This is a genomic window from Acinetobacter sp. 778_lipA (assembly GCF_058242985.1).
In genome coordinates this window covers 1-15,918 of the sequence record NZ_JBZAYT010000005.1, presented here as the reverse complement: position 1 = coordinate 15,918, position 15,918 = coordinate 1, and the positions used below count along the sequence as shown (strand labels likewise).

12 protein-coding genes are annotated in these 15,918 nt (G+C 39.8%); 5 read left to right on the top strand and 7 right to left on the bottom strand.

The features are described 5' to 3' along the window. Window positions 1–65 precede the first annotated feature (65 nt). Window positions 66–755, top strand: coding sequence for an aspartate/glutamate racemase family protein (locus AC4CUY_RS22355; RefSeq protein WP_419314033.1), 690 nt, complete (start codon window positions 66–68; stop codon window positions 753–755). 72 nt (window positions 756–827) lie between these two features. Here AC4CUY_RS22355 and AC4CUY_RS22350 read toward each other — a convergent pair whose 3' ends face one another. From AC4CUY_RS22350 to ribF, 4 genes are all read right to left on the bottom strand, one after another. Then, the gene (locus AC4CUY_RS22350; protein ID WP_490774733.1) at window positions 828–1,313 is read right to left on the bottom strand and encodes an FKBP-type peptidyl-prolyl cis-trans isomerase; all 486 of its coding nucleotides are present in this window, start codon (window positions 1,311–1,313) and stop codon (window positions 828–830) included. Further along, on the bottom strand, window positions 1,306–1,845 hold the full coding sequence (gene lspA, locus AC4CUY_RS22345) for a signal peptidase II (protein ID WP_004718873.1): 540 nt from the start codon (window positions 1,843–1,845) through the stop codon (window positions 1,306–1,308). Before lspA ends, AC4CUY_RS22350 begins: the two co-directional genes overlap by 8 nt. After that, complete coding sequence (gene ileS / locus AC4CUY_RS22340; RefSeq protein ID WP_419326904.1) at window positions 1,838–4,678, bottom strand: isoleucine--tRNA ligase; 2,841 nt, start codon at window positions 4,676–4,678, stop codon at window positions 1,838–1,840. Before ileS ends, lspA begins: the two co-directional genes overlap by 8 nt. 61 nt (window positions 4,679–4,739) lie before the next feature. After that, window positions 4,740–5,741: a riboflavin biosynthesis protein RibF gene (gene ribF, locus AC4CUY_RS22335; protein ID WP_419326905.1), complete on the bottom strand. Its 1,002-nt coding sequence runs from the start codon at window positions 5,739–5,741 to the stop codon at window positions 4,740–4,742. A gap of 207 nt (window positions 5,742–5,948) precedes the next feature. Between ribF and AC4CUY_RS22330 the strand changes: the two genes are divergently transcribed. Continuing rightward, complete coding sequence (locus tag AC4CUY_RS22330) at window positions 5,949–7,079, top strand: TDT family transporter (protein WP_419819784.1); 1,131 nt, start codon at window positions 5,949–5,951, stop codon at window positions 7,077–7,079. Between the two features lie 183 nt (window positions 7,080–7,262). Further along, window positions 7,263–7,979, top strand: coding sequence for a nucleotidyltransferase domain-containing protein (locus AC4CUY_RS22325; protein WP_419820738.1), 717 nt, complete (start codon window positions 7,263–7,265; stop codon window positions 7,977–7,979). Between the two features lie 49 nt (window positions 7,980–8,028). Here AC4CUY_RS22325 and AC4CUY_RS22320 read toward each other — a convergent pair whose 3' ends face one another. The 3 genes from AC4CUY_RS22320 to AC4CUY_RS22310 form a co-directional block, all read right to left on the bottom strand. Further along, a complete protein-coding gene (locus AC4CUY_RS22320; protein WP_336952566.1) occupies window positions 8,029–9,330 on the bottom strand; it encodes a solute carrier family 23 protein in 1,302 nt (433 codons plus the stop codon). A gap of 331 nt (window positions 9,331–9,661) precedes the next feature. Next, on the bottom strand, window positions 9,662–12,352 hold the full coding sequence (gene ppc, locus AC4CUY_RS22315; RefSeq protein ID WP_419360556.1) for a phosphoenolpyruvate carboxylase: 2,691 nt from the start codon (window positions 12,350–12,352) through the stop codon (window positions 9,662–9,664). Between the two features lie 226 nt (window positions 12,353–12,578). Continuing rightward, window positions 12,579–13,199 carry a TetR/AcrR family transcriptional regulator gene (locus AC4CUY_RS22310; RefSeq protein ID WP_336952564.1) on the bottom strand — a complete coding sequence of 207 codons (621 nt, stop codon included), beginning with the start codon at window positions 13,197–13,199 and terminating at the stop codon, window positions 12,579–12,581. Between the two features lie 145 nt (window positions 13,200–13,344). On the opposite strand from AC4CUY_RS22310, the gene AC4CUY_RS22305 reads away from it, so the two are divergent. Both AC4CUY_RS22305 and AC4CUY_RS22300 read left to right on the top strand, forming a co-directional pair. After that, on the top strand, window positions 13,345–14,445 hold the full coding sequence (locus tag AC4CUY_RS22305) for an efflux RND transporter periplasmic adaptor subunit (RefSeq protein ID WP_419326908.1): 1,101 nt from the start codon (window positions 13,345–13,347) through the stop codon (window positions 14,443–14,445). Window positions 14,446–14,447: 2 nt separating this feature from the next. Beyond that, on the top strand, window positions 14,448–15,918 hold a 1,471-nt coding region (locus AC4CUY_RS22300), incomplete at its 3' end, for an efflux RND transporter permease subunit (RefSeq protein WP_490774732.1).

The following is a 15,918-nucleotide window of genomic DNA, read 5'->3' as shown; positions in this document are numbered from 1 at the left end:
ACGCAAACCATTGATGAAATATCAAAACACCCTAGAAAAGATGAGAATTCTAAGCGAGCAAAAAAGTGAAAACGATTGGTTTATTAGGCGGAATGAGTTGGGAATCTACAGACTTGTACTATCAACAGCTGAATAAAAGCGTTCAACAAAAATTAGGAAAATTACACTCTGCAAAAATTGTTTTAATCAGTGTTGATTTTGCTGAGATAGAAATATTACAGCGTCAAGGCTTATGGGACGATGCAGCACTGTATTTAACAGAGAAGGCTATTCAGTTGGAGAAAGCAGGGGCAGAAGGGATCTTACTGTGTACCAATACTATGCATAAAGTTGCTTCTGCTATTGAAAGCTCGGTCTCAGTTCCATTTATTCATATTGCTGATGCAACAGCAAAAGAAGTTTTAAATCAGAACATTGGCAAAGTCGGTTTGTTAGGTACTCAATTTACCATGGAACAGGACTTCTATAAGCGTCGGTTAGAACAACAAGGCATCAATGTACTGGTGCCTAACCAAGCGCATCGACAGATGGTTCACAATATTATTTATGATGAATTGTGTTTAGGTGTGATCAAGGAAGAATCTCGTCAGAAATACATCCATATTGTTGAGCAGCTAATATTAGAGGGTGCTGAAGGTATTATTCTAGGATGTACAGAAATTTGTATGCTCATTGGAGATACTCAGTTTTCTGTTCCGTTGTTTGATACAACGTCGATCCATGTGCAAGCTGCTGTGGATTTTGCTTTGTCTTGACCTTTTTGAAGTGGGTATTTGTATCAATAAAAAAGCTCCCGAAGGAGCTTTAAATACTATATAAGCAAAGGCTTAAATAATTTTCACACCTTGCTGACCCGCAGGGGTAACTTTAAAGATTTCTACTTCAAACGTGATATTTTTACCTGCAAGTGGATGGTTGAAATCCACTTCAGTAATGTCTTCACCAACAGTTTTAACCACACCAAATAGACTTTGTTTGGCTTTGTCTTCAAACTCAATCATGTGGCCTTCAACAGGACGTTGTTCGAATTTTACTGTATCGAATTTTTGCACATTTTCAGAATTCCACGGACCGAAGGCATCTTCTGGTGGAAGACTAACAGTACGACGGTCACCTGCACGAAGACCAAATAAGGCTTTTTCAAAACCTGGCAATAAACTGCCATCCCCGATCACTAAGCTTACAGGCTCTTCACGGCTACGTGTGTTATCAATTTCAACACCACTTTCGATGGCAACAGAAAAATGCAGTTCTACTTTTGAGCCATCTGCAACACGCGTTTCGTCATTGGGGTTAATCATTTGTTCAGTCATTTTGCGCTTCCGCACGTTGAATACGATGCTTTTCTAAAAAGAAGGTATCAATTAACAATAAAATCGTACCGAGAGTGATCGCACTATCGGCAATGTTGAATGCAGGGAAACTACTGCCTTGATAATGCAAATGAATAAAATCGACCACATAACCTAATGTTACCCGATCAATTAAATTTCCCAATGCGCCACCAAGAATTAATGCGATTGCGGCAGGTAAGATCAGCGTGGTTTTTGGCATACGCATAAGCCAAAAAATAAAAATGATCGATACAACGCCGGCAAGACCTGTGAATAAATAATGCTGCCAACCGCCCGCATCAGACAAGAAGCTAAATGCTGCGCCGTAATTATGCAGTAATGTCCAATTTAAGAAGGGCAATACAGGTACAGGCTGAGCATAAGTCAGCTCTGCACTTGCAATGTTTTTTGTCCATTGGTCAATGATAATGGCAAGGACAGAAAGTCCAAGCCACATCAAATTATGCGGATAAAACTGCAATAAACCCTTTTTATTTTGCGGATTAGGCATATTTTCTCTCTTCGCCTTGACCTGTAGGAAGGTTAATAATACAACGAGAACAAAGCCCTGGATGTGCATGATGTGTATTTACATCTGGAAGGACATGCCAGCAACGTGCACATTTTTCGCCTTCCGCAGCAGAAACTTTAACGCGTAGACCTTCAAGCTCTGTTGCTTCACCTTGCTCAGCGTAGTCATAAACAATTGCTTGAGAGGTGATCAAAACAAAACGAAGCTCATCGCCCAATTGCTTCAAGACATTTTGTAGTTCTGTATTTGCCCAAAGTTCAACTTTAGCAGACAGGTTACTACCGACCAATTTAGCGTTACGCGCTGTCTCAATCTGTTTATTAACCGCTGATTTGACTTCAATTAAGGTTTGCCAATCCGCTTCAGAGATCAAGTTTGTACTTGATGCCACTGGAATATCATACCAATGCGCTGTAAATACATATTTTTCAGTTTGTTCTGGAATCAATGGCCACGCTTCTTGTGCTGTAAAGCTCAAGATAGGGCTCATCCAGCGAACAAAGGCTTGAACCAAATGATACAACGCAGTTTGAGCAGAATGACGTGCTGTTGAGTCTGCTTTAGTCGTGTATTGGCGGTCTTTGATGATATCTAAGTAAAAACCACCCAAATCATTGATACAGAAACTAGTCAAAGCATTGGTGACGACATGGAAGTTCATATCTTCATAGGCTTGTTGAATGGTTTTCTGCACGTCTGCTGCACGTTGTAAGATATATTGATCCAGTGCAATCAATTGATCTACAGGTAACGCATCTGTTGATGGTTTAAAGCCGTTCAAGTTTGCCAATAAGAAACGTAAGGTATTACGAATACGACGATAACTGTCACTTACACGGCTAAAAATTTCGTTACTTGCGGCAATTTCATAACGATAATCGCTTGATGCAACATATAAACGTAAACCATCAGCACCTAACTGCTTAATGATGTCTTCAAGTGGGATAAAATTACCCAATGATTTCGATAATTTACGACCTTTTTCATCCACGGTAAAACCATGCGTAAGCAGGGCTTTATAAGGTGCGCGTTTATGGATCGCAATCGACGTGAGCAATGAAGACTGGAACCAACCACGATGTTGGTCAGAACCTTCAAGATATAAATCAGCAGGATCTTGCAGTTCTGCACGTTCACGCAATACTGCATAGTGCGTTGTACCTGAGTCAAACCACACATCGAGCGTGTCACGAACAGCATTATACTGCTCAGCATCATCACCGATAAACGCTTTGGCTTCACGGTTATACCAACCATCAATGCCTTCTTTTTCGATAAGCTTTGCCACATCTTCAATGAGCTCTGCGGTACGAGGGTGCAATTCATTGGTATCTTTATGTACAAAGAATGGAATCGGCACACCCCAAGTCCGTTGACGAGAGATACACCAGTCTGGGCGACCTTCAATCATTGACTTGATACGGTTTTTACCCCAATCAGGGACAAAGTCGATGTCATTTTCAATTGCATTTAAAGCATCTTGGCGTAGGCCATTCGCATCCATGCTGATAAACCACTGTGGGGTTGCACGGAAGATGATTGGTGTTTTATGACGCCAGCAATGCGGGTAACTATGCTTAATCGGCAGATGCGCCCAGAGTTTTCCAGCATCTGTTAATGCTTCAATAATTTTTGGATTGGCTTTATAAATGTGCTCGCCTGCAAAAAGAGGTGCAGTCGGTAAATACACACCATTACCACTTACAGGGTTTTCTACTTTTAAGTTATAGATTAAGCCAACTTTATAATCGTCCACACCATGTCCAGGTGCAGTATGCACAGCACCTGTACCACTGGTTGCAATGACATGTTCACCTAAAATCACAGGTACTTGACGATCTACAATCAATGGATGTTGTAATTGTAAGTTTTCGAGAGTCGCACCAACAAAGTCCGCCAATACTTTTGGTTGTTCAAGTTTGTAACGTTCACATGCAGATTCAACTAAATCTTTGGCTAAGATTAAGTTTTGTGTGCCACGTTCAGACTGAACTTCCACCAATTGATAGGCAATATCCGCATGTAAGGCAACCGCTTGGTTCGCGGGTAAGGTCCATGGTGTCGTTGTCCAAATCACGATATCTGTTGGATTACTAACGCTGACACCCACTTTTGCAGACAAATCAGCAAGATTTACAACACCGAAACCAACATCAATTGCATCAGATTTTTTATCTTCATATTCCACTTCTGCTTCAGCAAGTGATGATCCACAATCCATACACCAGTTCACTGGTTTTAGACCGGGTTCGATATGACCTGCTTTGGCAATTTCACCGAGCGCACGAACAATATCTGCTTCTTGTTTGAAGTTCATGGTGAGATATGGGTTATCCCAGTCCCCAAACACGCCCATGCGAACAAAGTCTTTTTTCTGTAATTCGACTTGAGTATATGCATATTCACGGCAGGCTTTACGGAAAGTCGATGCGTCAACTTTCACACCAACTTTACCGATTTTTTCTTCGACTTTGAGCTCGATTGGTAGACCATGACAGTCCCAACCTGGAACATAAGGAGCGTCAAAATCATCTAAAGTACGACTTTTAACAATAATGTCTTTTAAAACTTTATTGACGACATGACCTAAATGCAATGAACCATTTGCATATGGAGGACCGTCATGCAGAATATATTTTTTCTTGCCAATACGCGAAGCACGAATCTGCTGATAAATGTTGTCGGCATACCACTCTTCTAACCATTTTGCTTCACGTACTGCGAGATTTGCTTTCATTGCAAATTCAGTACCTGGTAGGTTTAGCGTGGCTTTATAATCCACTGCATTTTCAGAAGTTTGCTTATCGCTCATGCAAGTTGTCATCCAATATTATCAGCACCATTGCTGACGCGTTTTACAATAAAAGTTTAAGTTAAAAAGGAAATTTGGGGGTGTTTTTGCGAAACTCAAGCAAACGCTCGACATCATCATCAATTCCCGCTTGAAGCGCTTCAAGTGATGGGTAATTTAATTCACCATGTAAATAGTCGAGGAAAGTGACCCGCATTAACAGACCATACAGATTAGCAGAAACATTTGGAAAATGTACTTCTAATCGCCATTCTGGATGTTCTTGTTTGATTGCAGGGCGTGTACCCACATGGCCCGCACCAAATAACGCATCTGCTTGATAGCCAGAAACACCTATTTTATTGGGGTTCTCAGCTTTGACTTTCTGGGTCAATGAGGTACTTTCGCAAATAACATCAACAGCATAAATACCACTTAAACAGGGTTTATGACGGCCAAGTCGAACATTGATGGTTGGAAAATTCAAAGTACGACCAATTTGATCACCATATTGCACACGACCAATCATGCTGTATGGGCGACCCAATAATTTTGCTGCAAGTGATAAGTCACCCGCTTGGAGGACTTGGCGAATACGGGTTGAACTGACACGTTCGCCATTAAATTCAATGGTATTGAGATTGGTGACATCAAAACCATATTGTTTTAAAAATTCACTATTGCCTTGACGGTCTTTACCAAAGTGAAAATCATCCCCTAAGATTAAACTTTGCGCATTAAGTTTGTTTTTTAACAGGCTTGCAAAGTTTTCTGCACTTAAGCTACGGAATTGATTATCAAATTTAGCGATAGCAATATAATCGACACCTAATTCAGATAAATATTCTACTTTTTCTCTGAGCGATGAAATCCGTGGCGGTGCTTCATAACCTTTGAAAAACTCTAAAGGTTGCGGCTCAAAAATCATCACCAAGGTTTTTAAATTTTGGGCTTTAGCCACTTCTTTGAGTTGAGAAACCATCGCCTGATGTCCCAAATGGACACCATCAAAATTGCCAATCGTCACAGCGGTTTGGGGCAATTGAAAATTTGGTGCTAAGGCATTTAGACGTAACAGCTGCATGGTTTCAAAATAAGCTTAAAATTTGAAAGGACTATATATTGCCATAATCTCACAGTTTCGTCTTTGTTGTTGTGTTTTTATCCAGAAAAAAATGACTGAGAATATCTTTATATCAATAAAATTGATTCATTTTATGAAATTAAATCAATTTTATTTATTAAAAGATGCTTTTATAATCAATTTATCTGCTGAAATGAGGATAAAGCGATGAAAAAGCCATTTTATCAACTTGAACAAACGAGTGATGTGATTCGACAGTTTACGCCAAACTGGTTCACCATGACTATGGGAACAGGGGTTGTTGCACTGATCTTGCCTGAGTTTCCGTTTGTATCTGATTTTTTATGGCAACTGGCAACTATTTTGTGGCAGTTTAACACGCTACTGTTTACTGTATTTATCATACTGTATGTTCTACGCTGGCTCATCTATCCTCAAGAAGCGAAGCAGATTTTTTCCCATCCATCAATGGCGCTCTTTTTAGGTGCAATTCCAATGGGGTTGGCAACGGTATTAAATGGTTTTTTAAAATATGGCATAACCATTTATGGTGATGTTGCGTTGCAAATTGCGCAGTTGTTGTGGTATGTCGATGTAGTTTTAGCGGTAGGTATCGGGGTGCTGGTACCGTTTTGTATGTTCCATAAACAAGATCATCAATTGCATACAATGACTGCAATGTGGTTATTGCCGATTGTGGCCTGTGAAGTTGCAGCAACTTCAGGCGGTTTACTTTTAGCGCATATGCATGTTAGTCAACAGGCGGTGGGTATTTTATTCACCAGTTACATGCTGTGGGGGATGTCTGTATTGCCTGCTTTTGGGATTCTCACCATTCTAATGTTACGTTTGGCTGTACATCAATTGCCGAGCAAAGAGTTGGCAATTACCAGCTGGTTAGCTTTAGGGCCAATTGGTACAGGTGCGTTGGCACTCTTGATTCTAGGTGCTCAGGCTCCTGATATTTTGGCATTGATTCAGTTAGAAAATTTAGGTGTGTTCTTTCAAAATGCTGGGATCTTGGCAAGTTTTATTTTGCTGGGCTTTGGTGTGTGGTGGGTCGCAATCGCAGTTCTAACCACACTCAAACATGCGGCAATTGAGCTACCATTTAATCTCGGTTGGTGGGGGCTAACTTTCCCACTGGGTGTATTTACTTTGGCAATATTGAGTTTAGGTCACCAATTACATCTCAGTTTTATTGTAGATACAGGCTTAGCATTTGCTGCAATTTTGATGATGTTGTGGGTGATGGTGATGAGCAAAACTTTGCAGGGAATGTATCAAGGGAATCTGTTTTTCTCTCCTTGTTTAAAGACTTTTTTAGAACATGAATAAACAGAAAATCTCGTTGATCAGTCTATAAAAATAATCATTAAGAACCGATGGAAAAGGCGCCCAAACCCAATTGTCTATTGATTACAGTTGGGCTTTTTTTAATATTGAAATACAAAATAAATGCTATATAAGCAGTATGATGTTGGTTTGAGAAAATTTAAAAGTGGATGAATGTTACCATCAATGAGGATTCAAAAAGCATTTGAACCTGTGCTAGAAAATGTGATTAACCATTTTAGTCGCAGCTTTGTAGAAGATTTACATAGTATCTATGTTTATGGCAGTGTTGCTCAAGGCATTGCAATTATCGGTCAGTCAGATTTAGACCTATGTGTTGTTTTTAAAAATAAACCAAAAAATTTAAATGAAAAGATTGCTGAAATAAGCGTAAATCTTAAGGTTTTACACCCATTTCTACCTAAAGTTGATATCGATATTGGTTTTCTAGATGAGGTTTTAAATAAGCATTCCCTACAAAGTTGGGGAGCATGGATCAAATTCTTTTGTCAGCATATTTATGGAGAAGATTTATCTGCGCTTTTTAACGATGTTCAGATTAATCGCGAGGTAATTAAGGCGATAAATAGTGGTTATGATACAGATATACAAGGTTATTTACGCATATTAGAGGCATCTGATAAAACAGCAAAAGAATTAATCAGCCTTAAGAAATCTTTAATTAAACGGATAATACGACTGCTTCCTTTGACATTGGACAATATAGAAGGATGGCCATGCCATTTAAATGATACTGTGGCACAAGCGATAGATGTATATCCTGAACAAAAAGCAGTGTTTCAATATTTGTTAAACGAACTTGATCATCCAAATGTACCAAGTGAGACCTCTATCCAAGAAATAAAAAGCGTTTATTTGTGGATAGATGCTCACATTATATAAAAATAAAAAAAGCAGCCTTTTGGCTGCTTAAAATAGGTTAAATTTATAATTATGATTTATCTTTTAAGCTAAAGAACCAGTTGAGTATCAATGCTGCAAACGTTGCAGTACCAATACCACCCAAGTTGAAATCACCAAATTGAAGGGCAAAGTCACCTGTTCCTAAAATGATTGTTACTGCGGCAACCATCAAGTTTTTATTTTGAGAAAAATCGACTTTATTTTCAATCCAAATCTTCGCACCCGCAATGGTAATTAAACCAAAGACCACGATTGAAGCACCTGTTAAAATCGCTGTTGGAATGGTATGAATCACTGCGCCAAATTTAGGTGAAAACCCTAAGAAAATTGCAAAAATACCAGCAATGACAAAAACAATCGTAGAATAAACACGAGTAACGGCCATTACACCAATATTCTCACCATAGGTGGTCATACCAGGTGCACCGACACCACCAGAAAGCGTGGTTGCAATACCATCTGCAACAAAAGCTTTACCAATTTGTGGATCTAGGTTTTCGCCAGTCATTGCACTGACTGCTTTGATATGGCCTAAGTTTTCTGCCACCAGAATTAAAGCAATCGGAGCAATAATTAACATTGCATTGATATCAAAAACAGGTGAATGGAAAGTGGGCGTACCAAACCATGCAGCTTGTTGAATAGGCGTGAAATTAATCGGCGTTCCATTTCCCATTACGTTTGCAACAATGAAATAGATCAAATAAGCCAATAACAACCCGACCAAAAGCAATAAGCGTTGTAATAGACCTTTTGTGAATACAGCAATTGAACCCATACAGAGTACAGTGACCAATGCCATCCACATATTAAAGTCATTACCAGCGACACCTTTCACCGTAACAGGTGCGAGGTTTAGACCAATGATCATTACCACTGCACCAGTCACTACTGGTGGCATGAGTTTTTCAATCCATTTGGTCCCCGTTGCCATCACGAGCAAGCCAAACATTGCATACAACACACCACATGCCATGATCCCACCAGCTGCAATAGCTAAATTTGCGTTTGGCGTACCTGTACCTGATGCAGCATAGCCAGTTGCAGCAATTACTACTCCAATAAAGGCAAAGCTTGAACCTAGGTAACTTGGAACACGACCACCCGTAACAATAAAGAATAAGATGGTACAAATTCCTGACATTAAAATGGCAAGGTTTGGGTCAAAGCCCATTAAAAAGGGGGCGAGTACCGTTGCACCAAACATAGCAAATGCATGTTGAATCCCTAAAACGACACTTTGCGCAGGCGGTAAATACTCATTGGTACCGACAGGTCTTGCATCAATGCTGCCAGAATAAGGACGCCATTTGGGAAACCAGTTGGACATAAATTGAGCACTCAAAAAACAAATTGGACACATCATACGCTTTCTTTTCGAGAGTTTTAATCATTTTAGTCAAACTAAGCATTTGCATTTATTAGGGAAAATTGGTGTTTTGTACCATTTGGTCAAATAATTAAATAATGTTAGTGCGTAAAATCAAAGTATTAAAAAAAATTGTGTGTAAAAATTTAAAAAAAATCCGATTTTGCGATTGGTCAAAAAAAGTTATTGCTGCTTTATAATATGTGAAAAGTTTCGCGTTTTTTAAAAGGAGAGGAGAATGACAGATCACATTCTCCTCGCTTTAGAATTAAGATAATTTTTATAGGGTGGCTTAACCCGTATTACGTAAACCTGCCGCAATCCCAGCAATACTGACCATCAGTGCATGATCTACCGGGGTATGTTCTGCATGACAGTCAGCCAAATATGCACGTCGACGTTTCATTAATTCGGCTTGTAATAAATGTAAGGGCAGTAAATACGGCTTACGTACTTTCATGGCTTGATCAAGCACATCATTGGAACTTAAAAGTTCCGACTCACCTTTCATTGCCAAGAGCGTTTGTACGGCATCATGTAAGCGTTTACGTAATTCTGCACCAAGTACTTTTAAATCTTCATCATCGGTAAGGTGAGATTCATAATACAGTGCAATATTTGAGTCGGCTTTAGATAGCACCATTTCCAACATATCAATTAAAGTTTGGAAATAAGGCCATTCTGTTAACATTTCATCTAATACTGCTTTTTGGCCTTGATCAATCACTTGGTTGATCGCTGCGCCAGTACCCAGCCAAGCAGGAAGCATTAACCGGATTTGTGTCCACGCAAAAACCCAAGGAATAGCACGTAAAGATTCGATTCCACCACTGACTTTACGCTTTGCAGGGCGTGAACCGAGGGGTAACATTTGCAACTCAAGTTCAGGGGTGACAGTACGTAAATATTTTACAAAATGAGGGTTTTCACGCACAGTCTGACGATAAACCTGAACAGATAAATCTGTCATACTGTGCATTAAATCTCGCCAAGCTTGTTTGGGAATAGGTGGTGGTAATAATGTTGCTTCTAAGGTTGCAGCAGCATAAATTTCCAAATTTTGTAAGGCAATTTCTTCTAGACCAAACTTAAAGCGAATCATTTCACCTTGTTCAGTCACACGAATTGCACCTGAAATTGAGCCCGGTGGTTGAGAAAATAATGCTTGTTGAGTTGGTGCACCACCACGACTGATTGAACCGCCACGGCCATGGAACAAGGTCAATTGAACGCCATGCTGTTTGGCAATTGCGGTCAACTCTTCTTGCGCACGATACTGGGCCCAGTTTGCTGACATAAAGCCAGCATCTTTGGCAGAGTCCGAATAACCAATCATGACTTCATGTTTGCCTTGAATATGTTGTTTATACCAGTGCATATTGAACAGGGTACTCATGGTACTTGCAGCACCATCTAAGTCTTTCAAGGTTTCAAATAAAGGAACAACGCGTAGTGGGTGTTCAATTCCTGCTTCTTTTTGGAGTAATAGTACCGCCAAAACATCACTCGGATATTCAGCCATTGAAATGATATAAGCGCCCAAGCTTTCTTTGGGTTGTTCAGCCAAAGTACGCATGGTTGCAAAGACTTCTTGAACATCAAGATTTTCAATCAGACTACCTGATGGTTCATTTAAATGTTTAGGCAATAACGGGCGTTTGCTTTGTAATTCTTGTAATAAGAAATTTTGGCGAGCTTGTTCTGTCCATGTCTCAAAATTGCCTAAACCAAGATATTCAGTAATTGCTGAGATGGCTTGGCGATGACGACCTGACTCTTGACGAATATCCAGTTTAAGTAATTCAATGCCAAAACAATTTACCCGATAAATAAAGTCGAGCAATTTACCATTGGCAATCTCAGGTAAATTACATGCCATCAGTGAGCGATAGCAGAGCAGTAATGGTTGTAATAATTCATCTTTATGGCGAATGATTAAACTGCGATCTACATCAGAATGTTGACCACGTAATTTATCTGCTAACCATTGACGAGTTGCTTTGAGGCGTTCACGGGTCGCACGCAAATATTCGCGGTAAGGTTCAGGATGGCTATAACCCAAAGCTTGAAGTAGCTCATTGGAATAGGCTTCAATCGAGAGTTCCCAACGAAGATCTTCAATATCACGCACATAAAGGTCAGCCGCTTTCCAGCGCGACAACCACAAAACTTCTTGAGTAATGTTATGCGTAACATTTGGGTTACCATCACGGTCACCCCCCATCCAAGATGCAAAACGAATTGGAGAAATATCTAAAGGCAAGGCCTGTGCACAATTGTCCTGAACGAGGTCATCCAATTCACGTATGAATTTTGGAACTGCATTCCATAAGGTCTGTTCAATCGTGGTAAAGCCCCATTTTGCTTCATCTATCGGAGTTGGGCGGTGTTGACGGATTTCGTCAGTTTGCCATGCGGAACAGATCAATTGTTTTAAATCAGTCAACACATCTGCACGTTGCTTAGGTGTCAGTTTTTGCTGATCAAAAGTAGACAGGCAATGATTAATGCCATCATATTTTTGGATTAAAGTACGACGACTAACTTCAGTTGGATGCGCCGTGAGGACCAACTCAATTTTTAATTCACAAATTTGTTTATAGAGCGTTTCTGTTGAAATTTGCTGATCTTTAAACTTGCTAAATAAATGATCCAGCACATTGGGTGATGGTGAATTTTCATCGCACTCACTTTGACGACGACTGCGTACAACGTGATATTGTTCAGCAATATTGGCAAAATTTAGAAAGTGTGAAAAGGCGCGGGTGAGTGGCAGAATTTCATCATCTTTTAAATTTAAAAATAATTGTTCAAGTTGTTTTTCTGCTTCAATTTGACCATCTCGAGCGCCTTTACCTAAAGCCCGAATTTGTTCAATTTGATTAAACAAATCTTGTCCTGCATGTTCTTTTAGCGTTTCGCCTAAAAGGTTTCCGAGTAAGCGTACATCTTCACGCAGCGGAGCATCAATTTGTTGAACCATTTGTTACTCTCCAGTTCTTGTTATCTCGAATATAACGTGATTCCACCACAATCCAAGTGACTCCCTACAAAAGTATGTAAATGACTGTGCAAGAAGTCGACTTTGACTTAATTTTAATTTGGATATTTAGCTTTATTTTTTGCCCTTTTTATATCAACAAGCCTATGCGATATGCATTGAGTATGCCTTAAACAAGAATTGGACATTATTTTGTTTTTAAATAATTTTAGTTGGGTTTATATTTCAGCATAAATAAATCAATACTTTCGGCGATGATTTGCTGTTTTTCATCTTCCGTAGGAATTTGGCGAATCCCCAATAAGACCTCGTGGTGTCGAACACCCAATAATAATGACAGAATTAGATTAATTTGTTTTTCAATGTCATCTGCTTGAATAAATTTAAGTGTGCCTGCTTGTTGGAAAAAATCTTGCCAGACTGCACACATTCTTTGATGGGAAGAATTATAAAACTGTAAAGCCAAAGGATTTTTCTCTGCGGCAAGTTCTAACAACAAATGCTCGAGTTTAATGGCTTCAGGTAAGCTAATAACAGTGAGTGCCAATTCGCATGCCTGAAAAAAATGCGCATAAAAATCACTTTGAACATTGAGTCGTAATGGTCGAGCATCAATAGATGCTTCACAGGTTGCTTCAATGGCACAGCAAAATAAAGTTTCTTTATCTTGAAAATGGTTATATACCGTCAGCTTTGTGACGCCAGCTTCTTTGGCAATTTGGTTCATGCTTGAACCATGATAACCCAATTTTAGAAATAGCTTTTTGGCGGCTTCCAAAATGTGTTTCCGTTTTTCTAAGTCCTTTGGACGTCCAGCGGTTGTTTGCACAATAATTTCCAAAAAAAAATAGGTTAATTACTCTATACACAATTCACAATTACTGTACCATGCAGTATATTAATTAAAAAATGAGCAAATAAATATACTCATTCTATTTTGCCCGAAAAAATGCATTTGATTAAGAGCCTTGCCTATGCGTAGTTTAAATTTAATGATCACGAGCCTATTGGTATTGTGTAGTGTAACAATAGTGGGGTGTAGCAAACCAGCACCTGAAGCGGAACAAATTCCCTTGGTGATGGTAACCCAACCTGCAACATCACATGAAGATCAAAAAAGTTATGCGGGGGATGTCCAAGCTCGACAGCAAACAGCATTGGCATTCCGTGTCGGGGGACAAATTACAGAACGCTATGTCGATGTTGGTGCTCGTGTCAAAGTTGGTCAAGTCTTAGCAAAGCTTGATGTGAAAGATGCCCAGCTACAATTGAACTCAGCCAAAGCACAACTTGAAAGTGCGCAATCTGCGGCCAAGGCCGCAGCAGATGAATTTAAACGCTTTCAGCAACTCTTACCGATCAATGCTGTGAGTCGCTCACAATATGATTCAGTCAAAAATCAATATGATTCTGCTCAGGCAAGTTTAAAACAAGCCCAATCCAATTATGATGTGAGCGCCAATCAAACCGGCTATAACCAATTGATAGCCAATAAAAATGGGGTGATTACCCAACGTAATATTGAAACTGGACAAGTGATTTCAGCAGGACAAGCGGCATACCAGCTGGCGATTGATGGGGATCGTGAAGTGGTGATAGGTGTCCCTGAACAAGCTATTGCAGAGATTAAAGTCGGTCAAAATGCATGGGTAACTTTATGGTCTAAACCTCAAGATCGATTTGCTGCCTATGTTCGAGAGATTTCTCCAGCAGCCGATCAGTCACGTACATTTATGGTCAAAGTGGCTTTAAAAGAAGGGCAGTCCGCGATTCAACTTGGGCAAAGTGCGCGGGTATTCTTTAATCAAAATATTCAAAATGTATTGAGTGTACCTTTATCTAGCGTCTCGGCAAATAACAATCAAGCCTATATTTGGGTACTGAATCCAGACCAAACCATTCATAAGGTTTCCGTGACTTTAGGCAGCTATGGTCGTGACAATGTTACTGTCGTGAAAGGGTTAAATCCTGGACAATGGGTGGTTGTAGGAGGGGTACATTTACTTCGTGAAAAGCAAAAAATAAACCCAGTAGACCGTGAAAATCGTGCTGTAACTGTTCAAAAAGGAGCATGATCATGAGTCCATTTAACTCCTTTAATTTGTCAGAATGGGCACTCAAAAATAAAGGATTAGTACTTTATTTTATGATTTTGCTGGGTATTGTGGGTTTATTTTCCTACTCAAAACTCTCTCAGAGTGAAGATCCTCCATTTACCTTTAAAGTCATGGTCATCCAAACTTATTGGCCAGGTGCAACAGCTCAAGAGGTTTCTTTACAAGTTACTGATAAAATAGAAAAAGAACTGATGAGTACAGGGCTGTATGACAAGATTATGGCTTACTCGCGTCCTGGTGAGTCAATGGTCATGTTTATGGCAAAAGACTCATTAAAATCTAACCAAATTCCAGATGTATGGTACCAAGTACGTAAAAAAGTAGGTGATATCAAAACACAGTTACCTTCCGGTGTTCAGGGGCCCTTCTTTAATGATGAGTTTGGGGACACTTTCGGTAATATCTATGTCTTAACTGGTAAAGATTTTGATTATGCTACTTTAAAAGAATATGCAGACCGTTTGCAGCTTCGCTTACAACGGGTAAAAGATGTCAGTAAAGTCAATCTGGTGGGCCTACAAGATCAAAAAATCTGGATTGAACTTTCCAACACCAAAGCCGTGCAAATGGGTGTACCAGTTACTGCAATCCAAGAAGCCTTGGCAAAGCAAAACAGTGTAAGCAGTGCGGGCTTTTTTGAAACAGGCACTGACCGTATTCAAGTAAGAGTCAGTGGTGCTTTAAAAAGTGTAGATGATTTGAAAAAAATGCCATTGTTGGTGGGAAACAGAACTATTCAACTGGGCGATGTTGCTGAAATTTATCGTGGATTTAGTGAGCCTGCACAACCTCGCATGCGTTTTATGGGCGAGAATGGGATTGGTCTAGCAGTTTCTATGCGTAAAGGTGGTGACATCATCGCACTGGGTAAAAACTTAGAAACTGAATTTAAAACCTTACAAAAATCACTGCCTTTAGGTATGGAGCTGAAAAAAGTTTCAGATCAGCCGGTGGCTGTACAACGTAGTATTCATGAATTCGTCAAAGTTCTTGCAGAAGCGGTCATTATCGTTTTATTGGTGAGCTTTTTTTCGCTTGGTTTTCGTACAGGTTTGGTGGTGGCATTTTCGATTCCACTGGTGCTTGCGATGACTTTTGCGGGAATGAATTTATTTGATGTTGGCTTACATAAGATTTCTCTAGGAGCTTTGATTCTGGCCTTAGGGTTGTTGGTCGATGATGCCATCATTGCCGTCGAAATGATGACCATCAAAATGGAGCAAGGCTATAGCCGGATGAAGGCCGCTGGTTTTGCATGGACCAGTACCGCATTTCCAATGCTGACAGGAACATTAATTACTGCAGCTGGTTTTTTACCTATTGCTACAGCCGCCTCAAGTACAGGTGAATATACCCGGTCTATTTTCCAAGTGGTCACGATTGCCTTAGTTGTCTCATGGATTGCTGCTGTGGTTTTCGTTCCATATCTAG

Coding starts and splice junctions, on each gene's coding strand:
- AC4CUY_RS22350 (WP_490774733.1), bottom strand. CDS start 1,313: ATGACTGAACAAATGATTAACCCCAATGACGAAACGCGTGTTGCAGAT.
- AC4CUY_RS22325 (WP_419820738.1), top strand. CDS start 7,263: ATGAGGATTCAAAAAGCATTTGAACCTGTGCTAGAAAATGTGATTAAC.
- ileS (WP_419326904.1), bottom strand. CDS start 4,678: ATGAGCGATAAGCAAACTTCTGAAAATGCAGTGGATTATAAAGCCACG.
- AC4CUY_RS22320 (WP_336952566.1), bottom strand. CDS start 9,330: ATGTCCAACTGGTTTCCCAAATGGCGTCCTTATTCTGGCAGCATTGAT.
- AC4CUY_RS22305 (WP_419326908.1), top strand. CDS start 13,345: ATGCGTAGTTTAAATTTAATGATCACGAGCCTATTGGTATTGTGTAGT.
- ribF (WP_419326905.1), bottom strand. CDS start 5,741: ATGCAGCTGTTACGTCTAAATGCCTTAGCACCAAATTTTCAATTGCCC.
- AC4CUY_RS22330 (WP_419819784.1), top strand. CDS start 5,949: ATGAAAAAGCCATTTTATCAACTTGAACAAACGAGTGATGTGATTCGA.
- lspA (WP_004718873.1), bottom strand. CDS start 1,845: ATGCCTAATCCGCAAAATAAAAAGGGTTTATTGCAGTTTTATCCGCAT.
- ppc (WP_419360556.1), bottom strand. CDS start 12,352: ATGGTTCAACAAATTGATGCTCCGCTGCGTGAAGATGTACGCTTACTC.